The sequence below is a fragment of the Bradyrhizobium sp. HKCCYLRH3059 genome, assembly GCF_051168035.1.
Lineage (GTDB): Bacteria > Pseudomonadota > Alphaproteobacteria > Rhizobiales > Xanthobacteraceae > Bradyrhizobium.
Genome location: NZ_JBNPUF010000001.1, coordinates 319,162 through 336,991, shown reverse-complemented (window position 1 = coordinate 336,991; position 17,830 = coordinate 319,162). Strand labels below are relative to the sequence as shown.

Sequence of the window (17,830 nt, the reverse complement as noted above, 5' to 3'; positions counted from 1 at the left end):
CACCCAGTGAGCCCCGCTTGAGGCACCGTCTCACCTGCCCAGACGATTACTTTTCGTCGTTGCACGTCTCGACCCGAACTCATCACATCAAGTATCGCCCGGGGACCCCCACCCCCGACCCCTCCCCGCAAGGGGGAGGGGGGCTCACCGTCGTTGTCGAGATAGCGCAAATTCAACGCACGACGTGTTCGATCGCGCCACCGGGCGCGTCGTCGCTATTCCGCGGTCGCGTCCTGCAGGCGCATCGCAAGGCCTGTCGATTTTACCTATAGACTTTCATCCCCGGATGAATAGCCTGACCCCAACGCCGCGCCATTGAATGGACGCGGGCTCGCACGCGTTCGACATGATGCGTGCGAAGGCCGGGGAGGATGAATGTGATCGCGCTTGCGATGCGATATGTCGCTCGCCGTGCATGGTGTCGTCGCCAATGTCGCGACCACCGCCCCGTGGCGATTCTACGCAACCTCCCTCACCACAAACGCTGACGCATGACTGCGCCGCTCATCTCCGTTCACGGGCTGTGCAAGAGCTTCCCCGGCGTCCGGGCGCTGCACAATGTCAGGTTCGAGCTGCGCGCCGGCGAGGTCCATGCCGTGATGGGCGAGAACGGCGCCGGCAAGTCGACCCTGATGAAGATCCTCGCCGGCGTCTACCGCAAGGACTCCGGCGAGATCATCTACGACGGCGCCAGCGTCGATTTTGCAGGACCGCGCGAGGCGCAGGCCGCCGGCATCGGCATCATTCATCAGGAGCTGCAACTGATGAACCACCTCACGGTGGCGCAGAACATCTTCATCGGGCGCGAGCCGATGAAGGCGTTCGGGCTGCTGCTCGATGAGGACAGGCTCAACCGGCAGGCGGCCGAGCTGCTTGCCCAGCTCAATCTGTCGATCGACCCGCGCACGACAGTCGGCGGGCTGACGGTGGCCAGGCAGCAGATGGTGGAGATCGCCAAGGCGCTGTCCTTCAACTCGCGCGTCCTGATCATGGACGAGCCGACCGCCGCGCTGAACAATCGCGAGATCGCCGAGCTGTTCAAGATGATCCGCGCCTTGAAGGCACGCGGCGTCGGCATCGTCTACATCTCCCACAAGATGGACGAGCTGAAGCAGATCGCCGATCGCGTCACCGTGCTGCGCGACGGCGAGTATGTCGCGACGGTGCCGGCCGAGACCACCACGATCGAGACCATCATCGGCATGATGGTGGGCCGCACCTTGGGCGACGCGCGCGTCGCGGGCACGCAGCCCGCCGGCGCGATCGCGCTGGAGGTGCGCGGGCTCAACTGCGGGCCGCTGGTCCGCGACGTCAGCTTCACCCTGCGCAAGGGCGAGATCCTCGGCTTTGCCGGCCTGATGGGGGCCGGCCGCACCGAGGTCGCGCGCGCGATCTTCGGCGCCGACGCCGTTCCGTCCGGGGATATTCTCGTCGACAATCGCAAGGTGACGATCCGCTCGCCGGCGCATGCGGTCGCCCACGGCATCGGCTATCTCTCCGAGGACCGCAAGCGCTTCGGCCTCGCCACCGGCATGGACGTCGAGTCCAACGTCGTGATGTCGAACCTCGCGAACTACCTTGCAATGAAGTTCATGCTCAGGAAGCGCGCGATCCGCGACACCGCCGGCCGCTTCATCCGGATGCTGAACATCCGCACGCCTTCGGCGTCGCAGCAGGTTCGCCTGCTGTCCGGCGGCAACCAGCAGAAGATCGTGATCGCCAAATGGCTCGATCGCGATTGCGACATCCTGTTCTTCGACGAGCCGACCCGCGGCATCGACATCGGCGCCAAGAACGAGATCTACCGCCTGCTGCGCGCGCTGGCCGACCAGGGCAAGGCGATCGTGATGATTTCCTCGGAGCTTCCCGAGGTGATCAGGATGAGCGATCGCATCGTCGTGATGTGCGAGGGCCGCATCACCGGCGAATTGTCGCCGGACGAGGCCACGCAGGAGCGGATCATGCAGCTGGCCACCCAGCGCGAAACCATGAAGGCAGGCTGACGGCATGAGCGACCCCGCATTGGTCAAGGATCAGGTCAAGGATGGCCTCGCGCCGAGTGGCGCGATGGCGGCGCTGCGGCGCCGTCTGCTCGGGCCCGCAGCGCTGCAGAAGCTGCTGGCGTTCGCGAGCCTCGTGCTGCTGCTAGCCTATTTCAGCTTCGCGTCGCCGGCGTTCATGCAGACCGACAACATGATCAACATCCTGCAGGCGACCGCGGTCAACGGCGTGCTGGCGATCGCCTCGACCTTCGTGATCATCACCGCCGGCATCGATCTGTCGGTCGGCACGCTGATGACCTTCTGCGCGGTGATGGCCGGCGTGTTCCTCACCTATTGGGAGCTGCCGATGTGGACCGGCATCGTCGCGGCGATCGTGACCGGCGCGCTCAGCGGCGCGCTGTCGGGCACGGTCATCACCAAGATGAAGGTGCCGCCGTTCATCGCGACGCTCGGCATGATGCTGGTGCTGAAGGGGCTGGCCCTGGTCGTCTCCGGCAGCAAGCCGATCTATTTCACCAACACCGAGAACTTCTCGATGATCTCGCAGGACTCGCTGCTCGGCACGCTCGTGCCGGCGCTGCCGATTCCCAATGCAGCCCTGATCCTGTTCGTGATGGCGGTGCTGGCCTCCGTCGTTCTCAACCGCACCGCGCTCGGCCGCTACACCTTCGCGATCGGCAGCAACGAGGAGGCGGTGCGGCTCTCCGGCGTCAATGTCGACCGCTGGAAGATCATCATCTACGGCCTCGGCGGCGCCATCTGCGGAGTCGCGGGACTGCTGATCGCGTCGCGCATCAACTCCGCCCAGCCGGCGCTCGGCCAGGGCTATGAGCTCGATGCGATCGCTGCCGTCGTGATCGGCGGCACGTCGCTGAGCGGCGGCACCGGCACCATTCTCGGCACCATCATCGGGGCCTTCATCATGAGCGTTCTGACCAACGGCTTGCGCATCCTCTCGGTGGCCCAGGAATGGCAATTCGTCGTCACCGGGGTCATCATCATTCTCGCTGTTTACGCCGACATGCTCCGTCGAAACCGCGCCTGACCCTTCAAGGAGGACCAGCGACCAGCACCGCTCCGACGTCGCGCTGAAGACTGCGCTGCCCGCCGACAGCGAGCGGCGACGACCACGATCATCACTGTAACGACAAGGTCACTGAAGAGAACAGAGGAAACACCAATGTTGAGCAAGCATCTCCTCGGCGTCGCGCTCGGCGCCCTCATGGTCGCGGGAGTGTCCGCGAGCGCGCGTGCCGATGATGTCTACATCCCCCTCGTCTCCAAGGGCTTCCAGCACCAGTTCTGGCAGGCGGTGAAGCTCGGCGCCGAGCAGGCCGCGAAGGCCGCCAACGTCAAGATCACCTTCGAAGGGCCGGAAACCGAGGCCATGGTCGACAAGCAGATCGACATGCTCTCCGCGGCGCTCGCCAAGAAGCCGCAGGCGATCGGCTTCGCCGCGCTCGATTCCAAGGCCGCCATTCCGCTCCTGAAGAAGGCGCAAGCCGCCAAGATCCCGGTGATCGCCTTCGACTCCGGCGTCGACAGCGACATTCCGCTGACCACCTGCACCACCGACAACCTCGCCGCGGCGGGCCTCGCCGCTGACAAGATGGCCGACATGATCGGCGATGCCGGCGACGTCGCCGTGGTCGTGCACGACCAGACCAGCCGCACCGGCATCGACCGTCGCGACGGCTTCCTCAAGCGCATCAAGGACAAGCATCCGAACATCAAGATCGTCAGCGTGCAGTATGGCGGCGGCGATCAGCTCAAATCGACCGAGATCACCAAGTCGATCCTGCAGGCCAATCCGAACCTCAAGGGCATCTTCGGCGCCAATGAGGGCTCGGCGATCGGCGTGCTCAACGGCGTCAAGGAGATGAAGAAGAAGATCGTCGTGATCGGCTACGATTCCGGCAAGCAGCAGAAGGCCGCGATCATGTCGGGCGAGATGGCCGGCGCCATCACCCAGAACCCGATCGGCATCGGCAGTTGCACCGTGGAGTCAGCGGTCAAGGCGTTGAAGGGCGAGAAGCTGCCGAAGGTCACCGACACCGGCTTCTATTGGTACGACAAGTCCAACATCACCGACGCGAAGATCGCGGCTGTGCTGTACGATTGAGACCGGTGCGAGGTCGGGCCGGGCGATCGCATATGATGATCTGAGTTTGCGGCGGTCCATCTCCGCGTCGTCATGGCCGGGCTCGTCCCGGCCATCCACATCGCGAGGCATCCTGGGAAGGACGTGGATGCCTGGGACAAGCCCGGGCATGACGGAGTAGCCAACTCGCACGCTTGCTTGTCGCGACTGCTCGTCGGGCAAATCAGATCAGCTCTCGGGTGCGATCGATGGCGATTGACGGAGGTTGCCGCTCGTCCCGTGGCTCTATTCCCTTCGCGGCGAAGAACTTATTTCGCCCGCGATTTCAATCTCCTCCGCTTGATCAGTCGGCCTCCGCCAAAAATTCCACTTTCGTTTTTCCAGAATCCATGGTCTTCTCCCTCCATCCCGCTTCGCTTGCGAGGGACGTTTCGCGATCGTCACGAGGCGTGAGGCGGGAATGCGGTGGCCGCGAGGGCTCGCAGCATGTCCTAGGGGCATGCGGACGAACGAGACTCTTGCGGACGTGAAGCTGCGTGGTCCTGGCGCCCCGATGCTGGCGCCAAGTCGGAAGGGCGATGATCCCGACGACGACGGTGGCTAACAGGCCGGACACCGGGGAGAGCGTAGAGTAAGCGTGAAAACCATCGCGCAGGGAAGGCCGGGTCGATTCGGCTGTACCTGTGGTTCCTGCCCCGTGCATTTTTTCCGCACGGGGGCCACGGGCCTCAGCCGAGGCCCGGCCTTCCCTGCGCCCTCGCTTCCGATGAGGGCGGACATCAATGCATCACTCGGACGCATCAGCGCCGCGAGAACATAGCTGCATGTTTCCTGATCGCCATGCTCGTGCCCCGTGGGTAGCCAGCACGCTCCGGCGCCTTGGCCACTCCTCACAAACAAAAGGCCGGGCGGGGCCCGGCCTTGATGATCTGACGATGCGGCCGCCCTCAGTAGGGGATCGGAATCCGGGTCGGATAGCCACCGAGATCGGACGGCGCCATCAGCGGCTGACGGTCGATCGGGCGGTTCAGGTTCTCGCGGGCGAACGACGGATAGCCGACGGCCGGCGGGAACGCGTAATCCGAGAACTTGCGGTCGCCCGGCAGCACCTCGGTGCCGCCGTCGAGGAACGAGCGGCGGGTGATGTAGATGCGGGTGCGCGGGCCGGACTGGTAGGAATAGTTCGGATTGCCGCTGCTATAGGTGGTCGTCACGCGGCGCTTGGTGGTGGCGGCATCCGCCGAGGTGGCGGCAAGAGACGTGACGGCAAGGCCCGTCGCGGCGATCACCGCCAAGGCCATGACCCGGGTCGCAGCAGGAAATTCGATCATCACGTCCTCTTCCTCGCGCCAAAAGGGGCGGGCGCTCGCCATGCGCATGATTTGGCCCGCACAATATCTGGGTCGGCTGTGGCATCACAAGGTCATTCCCGCGGCCGCATCGAAGATAAATTCCCGCTGTGGCGGGAAAGTTGCATCAAAATCCGTCACTTGGCTGCCGATGTGGACGCCCGAATTGGGCGCGGTCACGCCCAGCAACATCCGGACGCAGGCAGACATTCACAAGGCGCCGCGCAGCCTCGGATTGGCGGTCGACGTCACCCAATCGGCGCTGCCGCTGGCGATGGCGGGTTCGTCGCAGCCGCCGTGCCGCTGATCGGACCCCATGAACAGCTGGCTCAGGGCCCGGTGCTGGTCGGGCGCCAGCAGGGTCAGCCGGTTGAGCATGCACCCGACCATGGCGCGGCGCATCGGCATCGTCACGCCCTGGCACGACCAGCCGGAGATCCGCAAGCTCGGCTCGGCGATGGTCTTGAGAAAGCCGAGGCAGGCTCCGGCGCCCTCGGGAGCCCCAGCCCGGCGAACCAGACTGACGGGGCCGAACCGGCTGTCGATCACGCCGGCGGTCTCGAGCTCGGAGGCGGAGTTGCGCCCCATCCGGACCGCGAGATCGGCCCGGGGATCATGCCTTGCATCGCGCTCCGATCCGAACCGGTAGACCTCGAGCTCGGCAGCGGGGCGATCGGCGGGTTCGCCCCAGCGCAACACGTCCTTGCGGCCGCCTTCCGGGTGGATGAGCACGGTGTAGGTGGCGGTCCTGTCGGGCTGGTCGGTGAGACGAAGCGAGAACGCCGGCACTGCGGCGTCGGCCAAGGTCCAGCCGGCACGGCCGGGCAAAGCGTCGCCGTCGTCGAGATGATTCCAGCCGGCCACCCCGAGCATGGCGATCAGCGCCAGAGCCCCCACATAGGCGAACAGGCGCGCAAATGTGCCGCAGACCTCGTCCGCGAAGCCCTGGAGCCCCTGCAGGACGGACGCGGATCGGGGCGCTGCGGCTGTTCTGGCCGAATCGGACTGCATCGGATGCGAGACATCGTGGTAACGTTGTGTCAGGGACGTTTCTCGCATAGAAGCGCTGCCGCTTCGGTTTCCGCTGACACGCGCGGCCGGCCAAATTTCTTCGGAGAGTGAACGATGGGTTACAAAGTCGCAGTGGTCGGCGCGACCGGCAATGTCGGACGGGAAATGCTCAATATTCTCGACGAGCGGCAATTCCCGGCGGACGAGGTCGTCGCGCTGGCCTCACGCCGCAGCGTCGGCGTCGAGGTGTCCTATGGCGACCGCACGTTGAAGGTCAAAGCGCTCGAGCACTACGATTTTGCCGATGTCGACATCTGCCTGATGTCGGCCGGCGGTTCGGTGTCGAAGGAGTGGTCGCCCAAGATCGGCGCCGCCGGCGCTGTCGTGATCGACAACTCGTCGGCTTGGCGCATGGATCCCGACGTGCCGCTGATCGTGCCGGAGGTGAATGCCGACGCCGCCGCCGGCTTCAACAAGAAGAACATCATCGCCAATCCGAACTGCTCGACCGCCCAGCTCGTCGTCGCGCTGAAGCCGCTGCACGACAAGGCCAAGATCAAGCGCGTCGTGGTGTCGACCTATCAGTCGGTGTCCGGCGCCGGCAAGGATGCGATGGACGAATTGTTCTCGCAGACCAAGGCCGTCTACACCAACGACGAGCTGGTCAATAAGAAGTTTCCCAAGCGCATCGCCTTCAACGTCATTCCGCAGATCGACGTCTTCATGGAAGACGGCTTCACCAAGGAAGAGTGGAAGATGATGATGGAGACCAAGAAGATCCTGGATCCGAAGATCAAGCTGACTGCGACCTGCGTGCGCGTGCCGGTGTTCGTCGGTCACTCCGAAGCCGTCAATGTCGAGTTCGAGAATCCGATCACGGCGGACGAGGCCCGCAACATCCTGCGCAATGCGCCGGGCTGCCTCGTCATCGACAAGCACGAGCCGGGCGGCTACGTGACGCCCTACGAGGCGGCCGGTGAGGACGCGACCTATATCAGCCGCATCCGCGAGGACGGCACGGTCGAGAACGGCCTCGCCTTCTGGTGCGTGTCCGACAATCTGCGCAAGGGCGCGGCGCTGAACGCGATCCAGATCGCGGAGGTCCTGATCAACCGCAAGCTGATCACGGCCAAGAAGAAGGCGGCCTGAGCGGAGACGTCGTCAGGGTGAGGCGCGGAACGCAATGAGCGAGAAGACGACGCCGGACGCCGCCAGGCACGCGCCGGGTCCGCTCGAGCGCGGGCTCGAAGGCTTCCTGTTCAAGAGCCGCTGGCTGATGGCGCCGTTCTATGTCGGCCTCGTCGTCAGCCTGGTCGTCCTGCTGTTCAAGTTCGTGCTGCTGCTGTGGGAGAACATCGTCCATCTGCCGACCGCCAAGGAGAGCGACATCATCCTCGGCGTGCTCAGCCTGATCGACGTCTGCCTGACCGGCAACCTGGTGCTGATCGTGGTGTTCTCCGGCTATGAGAACTTCGTCTCGCGCATCGATCCCGGCGGCCATCCCGACTGGCCGGAATGGATGACCAAGGTCGATTTCGCCGGACTGAAGCAGAAGCTGCTCGCCTCGATCGTCGCGATCTCGGCGATCCAGCTCTTGAAGGCGTTCATGAATCTCGACGCCGGCTACGACTCGACCAAGCTCGCCTGGCTGGTCGGCGTGCACATGACCTTCGTGGTGTCGACCCTGATGTTGGCGCTGTCGGACCGCTGGTCGGGTGACCATTGATGGGCGGCGAATAGCGAGGCGCGAATGGCGAATAGGGCAGGTGAACTACTCGCTACTCCCCATTCGCTATTCGCCAGCGCGCGCGCTCTTGAATTCCTTGCTGGCCTTGTCGAGCACGAACAGCGAGCCCTCGGAGACGCCGAAATAGGCGCCGTGGAGCTGCAAATCACCGGCCTCGACGCGGCTGCGCACGAATGGGAAGGTCATCAGGTTCTCGAGGCTGCGGAACACCGCGGCCTTCTCGATCCGGGTGACGAAGTCCTGGAAACTCTCATGCGTGCGCTGTTCGACGACCTCGCCGGGCTTGATGAACATCGACATCCAGCGGCCGATGAAGTCGCCCGGGGACAGCGGCGCCGCCTTGTCGACGAAGGCGCGGATGCCGCCGCACTGGGCGTGGCCCAGGATGACGATGTGCTTCACCTTCAGCACGGTGACGGCATATTCCAGCGCCGCCGACACGCCGTGCGCGTTGGCGTCCGGCTGATAGATCGGCACCAGGTTTGCGATGTTGCGCAGCACGAACAATTCGCCGGGGCCGACGTCGAAGATCACCTCGGGCGAGACGCGCGAGTCGCAGCAGCCGATCACCATCACTTCGGGCGACTGGCCGCGCTCCGAGAGTTCGAGGTAACGGCTCTGTTCGGTCGGCAGGCGTTGGGTGGCGAAGGCGCGATAGCCTTCGAGCAGGCGTTGCGGAAACGAGATCATGGGCCTTGCCTAAACACATGCGGCTTCCGGGAACAAGCCTTTCGGGCCGGCCCCCGAAATGGTATCGCGGGCCGCGTCGATAAACCAAGGGAAACGCCGAAATGATCCGCCCGCGCCGCAGTCTCCTGTTCATGCCCGGCTCCAATGCGCGCGCGCTGGAGAAGGGGCGGAACCTGCCGGCCGACGGGCTGATCCTCGATCTCGAGGATTCGGTGGCGCCGGACGCCAAGGCCGCCGCCCGCGACCAGATCGCCAAGGCGGTGGCGGCCGACGGCTACGGCAAGCGGGAACTGCTGATCCGGATCAACAGCCTGGATACGACGTGGTGGCGCGACGACGTCGCCATGGCCGGACAGGCGGCGACCGACGGCATCCTCGTCCCCAAGGTGTCGACCGTCGAGGACCTTCGCCTGGTCACGGATCGCTTGGCCGAGGTCGGCGCCGATCCCGCGCTGAAGGTATGGGCGATGATCGAGACGGCGCGTGCCGTGCTCGATGCCGATCTGCTCGCGGCCACCGTGCACGAGGAAGGCTCGCGGCTCGCCGGCTTCGTGTTCGGACCCAACGACATCTCGCGTGAGACTCGCATCCGGATGCTGCCGGGCCGCTCCACCATGCTGCCGATGATCAGCCACTGCATCCTGGCGACGCGCGCCCATGGGCTGGAGATTCTGGACGGGCCTTACAGCGATTTCGCCAACACCGACGGATTCGCTCAGGAATGCATCCAGGCCCGCGATCTCGGCTTCGATGGCAAGACGCTGATCCATCCCGGCCAGATCGACGCCTGCAACGCGATCTTCACGCCGCCCGCCGACGAGGTCGCTGCGGCACGCAAGATCATTGCTGCGTTCGAGCTGCCGGAGAATGCCTCGCGCGGCGCGATCCAGATCGACGGCCGCATGGTCGAGCGGCTGCATGCCGAGATGGCGCGACGCACGATCGCGATCGCCGATGCGATCGCGGCGGTGGCGAAGTGAGGCGTCAGGTGCGGCGGAGACTGAGGATGTAGTTGACGAGGTCGCCGCGCTGCTCGGCCGTCAGAATGACGTTCGGCATCGTCGGGTGGCTGCTCTGCAGGAACACCTTGAGCGATAGCTCGGTCGTCGACGGCATGTTGGCGACCGCGACGAAATCGGGGGCGGCCGTGGTTTGGGCTCTCGCCCCGCTGGTGTCGATGGCGTGGCAGGTGCTGCACCAGGCCTCCGCCAGTTTGCGTCCCGCCTGCACGCTGTCGGCGGCCGGCGTCACGCCGCCGGCATTGTGCAGCCGGATCAGCAGCATCGCGCCGAGCGCGAGCAGGATCGCGGCGCCGACATGGAGCCAGGTGTTGCGGTGCAGATTCGGCAGGCTCATCGCATTGCTCCGCTGGGTGGGAGGGAGGCGGCGATCAGTGCTTGACCGCGGCGCTGCCCAGGCGGTCGATGGTCGGGGCGTTGAGGCAGTATTCCTCGTAGTGCTCGGCACTCGTCCCGGCGGCAAGATCGCGATGGCAGCGCGGCTTGTCCTTGCACATGGCGCAGACGCGCTCCATGTCGCGCAGCACCAGCGGCTCGGCGCGCCCCAGCGCGGCTTCGTCGATGCCGAGCGCCTTCAGCATCCGGGGCAGCTCGTCGGCGGCGTGCTCGCCGTGACGGACCAGCTCGTCGAGATCCGCCGGCGTGACCTGGAGGTCCATCGCGATACGCTCGAAATCGTCACGGTCGAGCTGCCGGATCTCGCTCAGCTCACGCCGGTGCCGGAGCCATTGCGCGAACGTATCGATCAGGAACTGAACCCGCGGATAAGGCTTGGCGTCTACGGTCATGACACGTCTCCGATGATGGCCCGCAATCAATCACCGGGTGGCCGCGCGGACGTTGCGGTAGATCAAGCAGCAAATCGGCCCTGCGCCGGTCGCAAAGCTGCGCGGCGAAGGTCAGCGCGGGGCAAATCGTGCGGCCGCCCAGGCATAGAGGCTGCCCGGGATCGGCGCTTCGCCGCCGCGGCCCTTCGGCGAGATGTGCAGGCCGATGACACCGGGATCGCCGATCAGGCCGGAGAAGTCGGAAGGGTCGAAGAACGCCTTCGGCTCGGCATGCACCGCGTAGAAGCTGCGCTTCGGCAGCGCATGATGCAGCGAGCCATGGCGGCGGGCCAGCGCCGTCAGCGCGGCAGGGCCGAAGATGGCGACGCGGATGTCCGAGAGGCGGTCGGAGCCGCCGCGCAGGCGGCGCAGCGCAAAGGTGAGGCGGTGACGCAGCGAAAGCCAGTTCGGCGTCAGCGCGTCCTGCGCCATCAGCGCGGCGAACTCGGCGACGATCGGATCCTCCGGCGGCAGGTAGAGCACGGAGTTGCCGAGCTGCCGCGGCCGCTCCCAGGCGAAATAGGGCACGGCGGGGTCGATCTCGACCGGCCTGAGCAGCAGCACGTCGGCATCGAGCCAGAGGCCGGCGCGCTGTGCCATCAGCCGCATCCGGAAGAAGTCGCTGAACTGCAAGGTGGTCCAATCGCGCCAGCCGCCGTCCGGCTGCGGCGGCCTGAGACGCTCGGAGAACGCGTAAGGCAGGACCGCCTCGGCCTCGGCATTGCCGACGCCGTCGGGCAGGCCGGGCAGCGGATCGAAGCTGTAGACCGTCACCTTGTGGCCGGCGGCGAGCTGCGATCGCAGGCAGGTCTGGCGCAGGCGGTCGAGCGGCCCCCGCCAGAAGGTGACGACCTCGGGCAATACGCGCGTCAACGGCGGACCTGCTGGGCTGCTCTCGAAACAGGGCCCCGGACGAGGTCCGGGGCCCGCGAACTCACCATCCTTCGGCGGGCCTCAGGCCCAGGCGCGCTCGGCCAGCTTGGCCTCGTAGCTGTCGATCGACGCCTTCTTCTCCAGCGTCAGCCCGATGTCGTCGAGCCCGTTGAGCAGGCAATGCTTGCGGAACGGGTCGATGTCGAACTTGACGGTGCCGCCGTCGGGGCCGCGGATCTCCTGGTTGGCGAGATCGACCGTCAAGGTCGCGTTGGCGCCGCGCTCGGCGTCGTCGAACAGCTTGTCGAGATCGGCCTGCGACACGCGGATCGGCAGAATGCCGTTCTTGAAGCAGTTGTTGTAGAAGATGTCGCCGAACGAGGTCGAGATCACGCAGCGGATGCCGAAATCGAGCAGCGCCCAGGGGGCATGCTCGCGGCTCGAGCCGCAGCCGAAATTGTCGCCGGCGACCAGGATCTTGGCGTTGCGATAGGCCGGCTGGTTGAGCACGAAATCCGGGTTCTCGCTGCCGTCGTCCTTGTAGCGCTGCTCCGAGAACAGGCCCTTGCCGAGGCCGGTGCGCTTGATGGTCTTCAGGTACTGCTTGGGGATGATCATGTCGGTGTCGACATTGATGATCTTCAGCGGCGCGGCGACGCCTTCCAGCGTGGTGAACTTGTCCATCGGGGGCACCTTCGAGAATACGGGCAGGCCGCTGTTTAGCCCGAACGGCAGGGCGGATAAAGTCAAAATCCCGGTGCTATCGGCCGGCTCGTCAGTCGACGGACGCCTCGATTGCCTCCATGTCGTCGTCGGACATACCGAAATGATGGCCGATCTCGTGGATCAGGACATGGCGGACGATGTGGCCGAGGCTCTCGTCGTGCTCGGCCCAGTAGTCGAGGATCGGTCGGCGGTAGAGCCAGATCATGTTGGGCAGGCGCGGCAGGTCGTCGTTGCTGCGAAACGGCAGTCCCGTGCCCTGGAACAGGCCGAGCAGGTCGAACTCGCTTTCGGACTGCATCTCGTCGAGCACCTCCTCGGTCGGAAAGTCGTCGACCCGGATGATGACGCCCTCGCACATCCTGCGAAAATGCTCGGGCAGACGCTCGAACATCTCGTGCGCCATGACTTCCATGTCGGCGAGCGAGGGGGCTTTCAGATCTGTCCACATTGCCGCCTTCTAGCCCGGCTTTGATCATCTTGCATCTTGGTTCTATGACATGTGTGGCGGAGCTGGTTGACGCAGGGGATGAAACCGGCGACCGTGACGCGCGAATTGGGGGTTGGGGAACAGATGAGGCAGATGTCGATGGTGCTGGCCGGAGCGGCGCTGGCTGCGGCGGTCGTGGTCTCGATCTCGGCAACAGCGCAAGCGGAGCAACCCGCCGGCGCGCGCGGCGCCGTGCAGGGTGAGGTGAGCACGGATCTCTCCGCACAGCGCCGGCAACGACGAATCCAGATCTATCCGCGCTACGAGGGTCATTGGCAGCCCGACGTGGTGCCGCGCTTCAACCCGGGTCCGAACGCAGTTCGTGTATGCGATGCCACCTATGTTCCGGAGCATCGGCCGAGCGGCACCGTGATCGTCCCGCATATGAGTTGCGTCTGGCGACGCGGCTGACTCCTGGGTCCCGCGCACTGATCGGCTCGGCAAGCGCGCACGTGATTCGGTCGCGATCGCGACGTTGCCTGATGTTACCGTCCGGACACAGTGCCGATATGTCGCGCACTGCGGCGGAACCATGCGCGACATATCGGCATTCTGCTCCTGCGCAGGTCTTCATGTCCCATTCACGTCGCTCGTTCGAGACTGGTCTGCGTCGCGCTGCTGCGGCCGCCATTCAGGCAACTGACAAGGCGGAAGTTACGGTGCCGGACGTGATGTCAGGCGATCGAGGGAGAAGTTCATGACTGTGATGAAGCTGTTGGGCATCGCGGCGGTTGGCGCCGTTCTCGCGATGGCTGCCCCCGCCGAACGCGCGCAGGCGTTGTCGCTGATCAATCCGGGCGCTGCGACCGCGGTGCAGCAGGGCACGGCGCAGGAGACCACGCAGGCGCATTGGCACGGCCGCCGCCATTGGCATCCCCGGCGCCACTACTATCCTCGGCATTACTACCATCCGCGTCATCACTGGCGGCCGCATCACTACGGATATCGCCATCACGGCCGCTGGTAAGCCGCGCTTTCCGGCCGACCGAGACAATGACCGAAATCAAACAGGCCCGCTTTGCGGGCCTGTACGTTGATGGGGGGCTGGCAACGAGGTTCGCCATGAAACCATCAGTCAACAGAACCTGGCTCGGGATCAGCGTTGTCACGGTGGCGATGCTGCTCGCAAGTTCCGCCGCCACCGCTCCTGTGGCCGCAGCTCCAGCCGTTACGCAGGCGCGTCAGACCGTAACGGATGCTGGCCCGCGTCGGCAGGGCCGCCGATCGAAGCTCGTGGTGTCGACGGCAGAGGTGCCGCACTATCTCGACCGTCCCACGGACTACACGCCGGCCTATCCGCCGGGCCCCTTGGTTCTGTTCACGCCGTTCTACCATTGAGGCCATGTCCGCGAGGCGCGCTGCGTTTCCTGCGTGTCGTTAGTTGCGAAGTCCCCGCACGAGCAGCACGTGAGCCGTTGCGTCGGCATCCGTGATCCTGAGTTGCAGGACGACTTAGAGGCTCACTTGCATCTCCTCTGCCGCGACGCCACGCCGCAGATGCGTGTGCACCGTGCATCACTGACGAGCATCATTCATGCCGCATTCACGTCGCTATCTCTACGTTCATGTTGGGGGTGCGCCAATCCACCGATCGGACGACCAGCATCGGCGCTGCATGGGTCCATCGTTGCACAGCATTCAGGGAGAAGGGACCATGATGAGGATGAAGGACCAGCGCGCTGGTCTTGCTCGTCGCCTCAGTCTTGCGGCGGCCACACTGTTTGTCTTGGCGGGCGCGTCCGGACGGCCTGCGCTTGCGATGTCGCCGGTGAGTCCCGGTGCCGGCTCCGCCACGCAGACGCCTTCGGACGTATTGACCGTTCAGGTCCGAGGCCCCGGCGGCCATGGCGGCGGTGGTGGCGGGCATCCCGGCAGTGGTGGATTTCACGGCGGAGGCGGTGGCCCGGCGTTCCATGGCGGCGGCAGCCCCGCGTTTCATGGGGGAGGACATGCCTTCGGCGGCGGTGGCCCGCGTCCTGTCTTCCACGGTGGCGGCCCCGCATTCCATGGCGGATTCGGCCCGCGGCCGGTGTTCCATGGCGGCGGCTATCATCATCGTCCGTACTACGCCTACCGGCCGTACTTCCACCATCACCGCCGGCACTTCTACGGCTATCGCAGCTACTACGCGCCGGTCTATACCTCGGGCTACTACTATCCCTATCGCCGCTGCCGCGTCGTCTGGACCCATTACGGGCCGCGCCGCATCTGCCACTATCGGCATTGGCGGGGTCATCACTGGCGCCATTATCACCGGTGGCATCATCGCCACCGCCACCATTGGCGCTACTACTGACGGGACTTGAAGTTCGACAAAACAGGAAGGGCGCCCAACGGCGTCCTTCTCTCATTTCAAGGGGATGGAGTGGGGCGCGGCGGTCAGAGCCAATCCTTGAACTGCCAATTCCTCACGCTCAGCTTCCAAGGCACCAGCGTCTCCAGGCGCCATTTGGCAAAGCGGCCGGGCGGCCAGTTCGACAACCGCCGCTCCTCCTTCGGAGCCTCGGGCTGGGCAATGATCTTGGCGGGCGGTGTCTTGCGGCGTTGGCGCGTCGCATCACGGATGAGGTCGACGTATTCCGGCTTGTCGGCCATGTCAGGCTCCTCGGCACGTTCCTCTGCAGACGCAGCGCGTCCGGCGGTAGGATTGTGCGCGACGAGACTTAAGAAGCCCTTGCCGAACTGTGTCGACGTTGAGGTGAAATGAAAAACGCGATGGCTTGGGTGAAGCCATCGCGTTCGTTTGTAGACCGGCCGCCGTGCCGGATGTGAAGCAGCGAGATGACGTCAGCGCCAGTCGCGTACGTCGACGAAGTGTCCTGCGATTGCGGCCGCCGCGGCCATCGCGGGCGACACCAGGTGGGTGCGGCCCTTGAAGCCCTGGCGTCCCTCGAAGTTGCGGTTCGAGGTCGAGGCGCAGCGCTCTTCTGGCGCCAGCTTGTCCGGGTTCATGGCGAGGCACATCGAGCAGCCCGGCTCGCGCCATTCGAAGCCGGCCTTGATGAAGATCTTGTCGAGGCCCTCGGCTTCCGCCTGCTCCTTGACGATGCCCGAGCCCGGAACGACCATCGCGTTGACGTGGCCGCTGACGGTCTTGCCTTCGGCGATCTTGGCTGCGGCGCGCAGATCCTCGATGCGACCGTTGGTGCACGAGCCGATGAAGACGCGGTCGAGCTTGATGTCGGTGATCTTCGTGCCCGCGGTCAGGCCCATGTATTTCAACGCGCGATGCTTGGAGATGCGCTTGGCCTCGTCTGCGATCTTGTCCGGATCGGGCACCACGCCGGTCACCGAGATCACGTCCTCGGGCGAGGTGCCCCAGGTCACGATCGGCGGCAGCTTGGCGGCGTCGAGCCGGAGCTCGTGGTCGAAATGCGCGCCCTCGTCGGAGCGCAGCGTCTCCCAGTAGCGCATCGCCGCATCCCAGGCGGCGCCCTTCGGCGCCTTGGGACGGCCGCGCAGGAAGTCGAACGCCTTCTGGTCGGGCGCCACAAGGCCAGCACGGGCGCCGCCCTCGATCGACATGTTGCACACGGTCATGCGGCCTTCCATCGACAGCGCGCGGATCGCCTCGCCGGCATATTCCAGCACGTAGCCGGTGCCGCCGGCGGTGCCGATCTCGCCGATGATGGCGAGGATGATGTCCTTCCCCGTCACGCCGTCCGGCAGCACGCCGTCGACCGTGACGCGCATGTTCTTCGCTTTCTTCTGGATCAGCGTCTGTGTCGCCAGCACGTGCTCGACCTCGGAGGTGCCGATGCCGTGCGCCAGCGCACCGAACGCGCCATGCGTCGAGGTGTGGCTGTCACCGCAGACGATGGTGGTGCCGGGCAGGGTGAAGCCCTGCTCCGGGCCGATCACGTGGACGATGCCCTGGCGGCGGTCGAACTCGTTGTAATATTCGATGCCGAATTCCTTGGCGTTCTCGGCCAGCGTCTTGATCTGCTCGATGCTCTCCGGATCCGGATTCGGCTTGGAGCGGTCGGTGGTCGGCACGTTGTGATCGACCACGGCCAGCGTCTTCTCAGGCGCGTGCACCTTGCGGCCGGTCATGCGCAGGCCTTCGAAGGCCTGCGGCGAGGTCACTTCATGGACCAGATGGCGGTCGATGTAGAGCAGGCAGGTGCCGTCCTCGGCTTCGTGGACCAGATGGTCGTTCCAGATCTTGTCGTACAGGGTGGTCGGCTTCGACATGAGCGAATGCTCCCGGGAATTGAAGGTTGGAAACGGAGCGCGTGCCGGGCACGCGTGAACAATCAGCAATGAGGCGCTGCGGCTTACAGCGCGCGCCTAAGCTCAGATGTTGCCGAGGTGGCGAAGCGTCCGAAGAACCGCCCGGGCAGCCGGCGGCGATCGTCGATGACGACGCGGCGACAGGCCATGCTGGTGCGATCTAGAACCATTTCAGGGGGTATATAGCACGCGTGCCGTGGAGTGCGAGATGCGTTTGCGCCCGCCGTCATTGCGAGGAGCGAAGCGACGAAGCAATCCAGGGGCCGGGGCAAGGACTCTGGATTGCTTCGCTTCGCTCGCAATGACGGCAGCGCAAAAACAAAAAAGCGCGGGGCCAGCCCGCGCTCTTCGTCAATCCAATGAAAGCAACGACTACTCGTTGACGGCGGTCTGCTGCCGGTCCTGCTTCTCGACGATGCGGGCCGACTTGCCGCGCAGCTGGCGCAGGTAATACAGCTTGGCGCGACGCACCTTGCCGCGGCGCACGACCTTGATCGAATCGATCATCGGGGAGAGGATCGGGAACACGCGCTCCACGCCCTCGCCATAGGAGATCTTGCGCACGGTGAAGCTCTCGTTGATGCCGCCGCCGGACCGGCCGATGCAGACGCCCTCATAGGCCTGCACGCGCGTGCGCTCGCCTTCGACCACCTTCACGTTGACGATCACGGTGTCGCCCGGGCCGAACTCCGGAATGGTCTTGTTGGCGGACAGCTTGTCGAACTGCTCTTTTTCGAGCTGCTGAATCAGGTTCACGGGTAAAT

Annotated in this window: 22 protein-coding genes; 10 read left to right on the top strand and 12 right to left on the bottom strand. The window is 65.2% G+C overall.

Translation table 11 applies throughout. From position 1 onward, the window contains the following. Window positions 1–491 precede the first annotated feature (491 nt). The 3 genes from ACQR13_RS01580 to ACQR13_RS01570 all read left to right on the top strand — a co-directional run bounded on the left by ACQR13_RS01580 (window position 492) and on the right by ACQR13_RS01570 (window position 4,125). Entirely contained in the window at window positions 492–2,003 is a 1,512-nt protein-coding gene (locus ACQR13_RS01580; RefSeq protein WP_434842424.1) for a sugar ABC transporter ATP-binding protein, read from the top strand. 4 nt (window positions 2,004–2,007) lie between these two features. Next, window positions 2,008–3,048 (top strand): ABC transporter permease, encoded by a 1,041-nt coding sequence (locus ACQR13_RS01575; RefSeq protein ID WP_315825755.1) that lies wholly within the window; start codon window positions 2,008–2,010, stop codon window positions 3,046–3,048. A gap of 135 nt (window positions 3,049–3,183) precedes the next feature. Continuing rightward, window positions 3,184–4,125 (top strand): ABC transporter substrate-binding protein, encoded by a 942-nt coding sequence (locus ACQR13_RS01570; RefSeq protein WP_315715882.1) that lies wholly within the window; start codon window positions 3,184–3,186, stop codon window positions 4,123–4,125. A gap of 926 nt (window positions 4,126–5,051) precedes the next feature. Here ACQR13_RS01570 and ACQR13_RS01565 read toward each other — a convergent pair. From ACQR13_RS01565 to ACQR13_RS01555, 3 genes are all read right to left on the bottom strand, one after another. Beyond that, window positions 5,052–5,435: a hypothetical protein gene (locus ACQR13_RS01565; protein ID WP_315715883.1), complete on the bottom strand. Its 384-nt coding sequence runs from the start codon at window positions 5,433–5,435 to the stop codon at window positions 5,052–5,054. 84 nt (window positions 5,436–5,519) lie between these two features. Then, on the bottom strand, window positions 5,520–5,663 hold the full coding sequence (locus ACQR13_RS01560) for a hypothetical protein (protein WP_316193725.1): 144 nt from the start codon (window positions 5,661–5,663) through the stop codon (window positions 5,520–5,522). Then, window positions 5,664–6,464: a hypothetical protein gene (locus ACQR13_RS01555; protein ID WP_434862524.1), complete on the bottom strand. Its 801-nt coding sequence runs from the start codon at window positions 6,462–6,464 to the stop codon at window positions 5,664–5,666. A 114-nt stretch (window positions 6,465–6,578) separates the two neighbouring features. Here ACQR13_RS01555 and ACQR13_RS01550 point away from each other — a divergent pair, with 114 nt between their 5' ends. Together ACQR13_RS01550 and ACQR13_RS01545 are read left to right on the top strand one after the other, a co-directional pair. Then, window positions 6,579–7,613: an aspartate-semialdehyde dehydrogenase gene (locus tag ACQR13_RS01550; RefSeq protein ID WP_315715885.1), complete on the top strand. Its 1,035-nt coding sequence runs from the start codon at window positions 6,579–6,581 to the stop codon at window positions 7,611–7,613. 34 nt (window positions 7,614–7,647) lie between these two features. Further along, the gene (locus tag ACQR13_RS01545) at window positions 7,648–8,190 is read left to right on the top strand and encodes a TIGR00645 family protein (RefSeq protein ID WP_315715886.1); all 543 of its coding nucleotides are present in this window, start codon (window positions 7,648–7,650) and stop codon (window positions 8,188–8,190) included. A 66-nt stretch (window positions 8,191–8,256) separates the two neighbouring features. On the opposite strand, the gene ACQR13_RS01540 is transcribed toward ACQR13_RS01545, so the two are convergent. Then, window positions 8,257–8,901: a carbonic anhydrase gene (locus ACQR13_RS01540; RefSeq protein ID WP_315715887.1), complete on the bottom strand. Its 645-nt coding sequence runs from the start codon at window positions 8,899–8,901 to the stop codon at window positions 8,257–8,259. Between the two features lie 101 nt (window positions 8,902–9,002). Here ACQR13_RS01540 and ACQR13_RS01535 point away from each other — a divergent pair, with 101 nt between their 5' ends. After that, entirely contained in the window at window positions 9,003–9,881 is an 879-nt protein-coding gene (locus ACQR13_RS01535) for an HpcH/HpaI aldolase/citrate lyase family protein (RefSeq protein WP_315715888.1), read from the top strand. A 4-nt stretch (window positions 9,882–9,885) separates the two neighbouring features. On the opposite strand, the gene ACQR13_RS01530 is transcribed toward ACQR13_RS01535, so the two are convergent. From ACQR13_RS01530 to ACQR13_RS01510, 5 genes are all read right to left on the bottom strand, one after another. Next, window positions 9,886–10,257, bottom strand: a complete 372-nt coding sequence (locus ACQR13_RS01530; protein WP_316204017.1) for a c-type cytochrome — start codon at window positions 10,255–10,257, stop codon at window positions 9,886–9,888. A 34-nt stretch (window positions 10,258–10,291) separates the two neighbouring features. Next, window positions 10,292–10,708 carry a DUF6455 family protein gene (locus ACQR13_RS01525; RefSeq protein ID WP_315750607.1) on the bottom strand — a complete coding sequence of 139 codons (417 nt, stop codon included), beginning with the start codon at window positions 10,706–10,708 and terminating at the stop codon, window positions 10,292–10,294. A 111-nt stretch (window positions 10,709–10,819) separates the two neighbouring features. After that, window positions 10,820–11,620 carry a hypothetical protein gene (locus ACQR13_RS01520; protein WP_315715891.1) on the bottom strand — a complete coding sequence of 267 codons (801 nt, stop codon included), beginning with the start codon at window positions 11,618–11,620 and terminating at the stop codon, window positions 10,820–10,822. Window positions 11,621–11,701: 81 nt separating this feature from the next. Continuing rightward, on the bottom strand, window positions 11,702–12,304 hold the full coding sequence (leuD, locus tag ACQR13_RS01515; protein WP_315715892.1) for a 3-isopropylmalate dehydratase small subunit: 603 nt from the start codon (window positions 12,302–12,304) through the stop codon (window positions 11,702–11,704). A gap of 91 nt (window positions 12,305–12,395) precedes the next feature. Next, window positions 12,396–12,794, bottom strand: a complete 399-nt coding sequence (locus ACQR13_RS01510; protein ID WP_316173403.1) for a metallopeptidase family protein — start codon at window positions 12,792–12,794, stop codon at window positions 12,396–12,398. 141 nt (window positions 12,795–12,935) lie between these two features. On the opposite strand from ACQR13_RS01510, the gene ACQR13_RS01505 reads away from it, so the two are divergent. The 4 genes from ACQR13_RS01505 (at window position 12,936) to ACQR13_RS01490 (ending at window position 15,129) form a co-directional block, all read left to right on the top strand. After that, window positions 12,936–13,244 carry a hypothetical protein gene (locus tag ACQR13_RS01505; protein ID WP_316173652.1) on the top strand — a complete coding sequence of 103 codons (309 nt, stop codon included), beginning with the start codon at window positions 12,936–12,938 and terminating at the stop codon, window positions 13,242–13,244. Between the two features lie 286 nt (window positions 13,245–13,530). Next, window positions 13,531–13,800 carry a hypothetical protein gene (locus tag ACQR13_RS01500; protein WP_315715894.1) on the top strand — a complete coding sequence of 90 codons (270 nt, stop codon included), beginning with the start codon at window positions 13,531–13,533 and terminating at the stop codon, window positions 13,798–13,800. Between the two features lie 95 nt (window positions 13,801–13,895). Then, window positions 13,896–14,171 carry a hypothetical protein gene (locus ACQR13_RS01495; protein ID WP_315715895.1) on the top strand — a complete coding sequence of 92 codons (276 nt, stop codon included), beginning with the start codon at window positions 13,896–13,898 and terminating at the stop codon, window positions 14,169–14,171. A 316-nt stretch (window positions 14,172–14,487) separates the two neighbouring features. Then, window positions 14,488–15,129 carry a hypothetical protein gene (locus ACQR13_RS01490; RefSeq protein ID WP_316169951.1) on the top strand — a complete coding sequence of 214 codons (642 nt, stop codon included), beginning with the start codon at window positions 14,488–14,490 and terminating at the stop codon, window positions 15,127–15,129. Between the two features lie 83 nt (window positions 15,130–15,212). On the opposite strand, the gene ACQR13_RS01485 is transcribed toward ACQR13_RS01490, so the two are convergent. From ACQR13_RS01485 to rplS, 3 genes are all read right to left on the bottom strand, one after another. Next, window positions 15,213–15,428, bottom strand: a complete 216-nt coding sequence (locus ACQR13_RS01485) for a hypothetical protein (RefSeq protein ID WP_315715897.1) — start codon at window positions 15,426–15,428, stop codon at window positions 15,213–15,215. A gap of 192 nt (window positions 15,429–15,620) precedes the next feature. Next, entirely contained in the window at window positions 15,621–17,027 is a 1,407-nt protein-coding gene (gene leuC, locus ACQR13_RS01480) for a 3-isopropylmalate dehydratase large subunit (protein WP_315750613.1), read from the bottom strand. A 411-nt stretch (window positions 17,028–17,438) separates the two neighbouring features. After that, the gene (rplS, locus tag ACQR13_RS01475; RefSeq protein ID WP_015663536.1) at window positions 17,439–17,822 is read right to left on the bottom strand and encodes a 50S ribosomal protein L19; all 384 of its coding nucleotides are present in this window, start codon (window positions 17,820–17,822) and stop codon (window positions 17,439–17,441) included. Window positions 17,823–17,830: the final 8 nt, after the last annotated feature.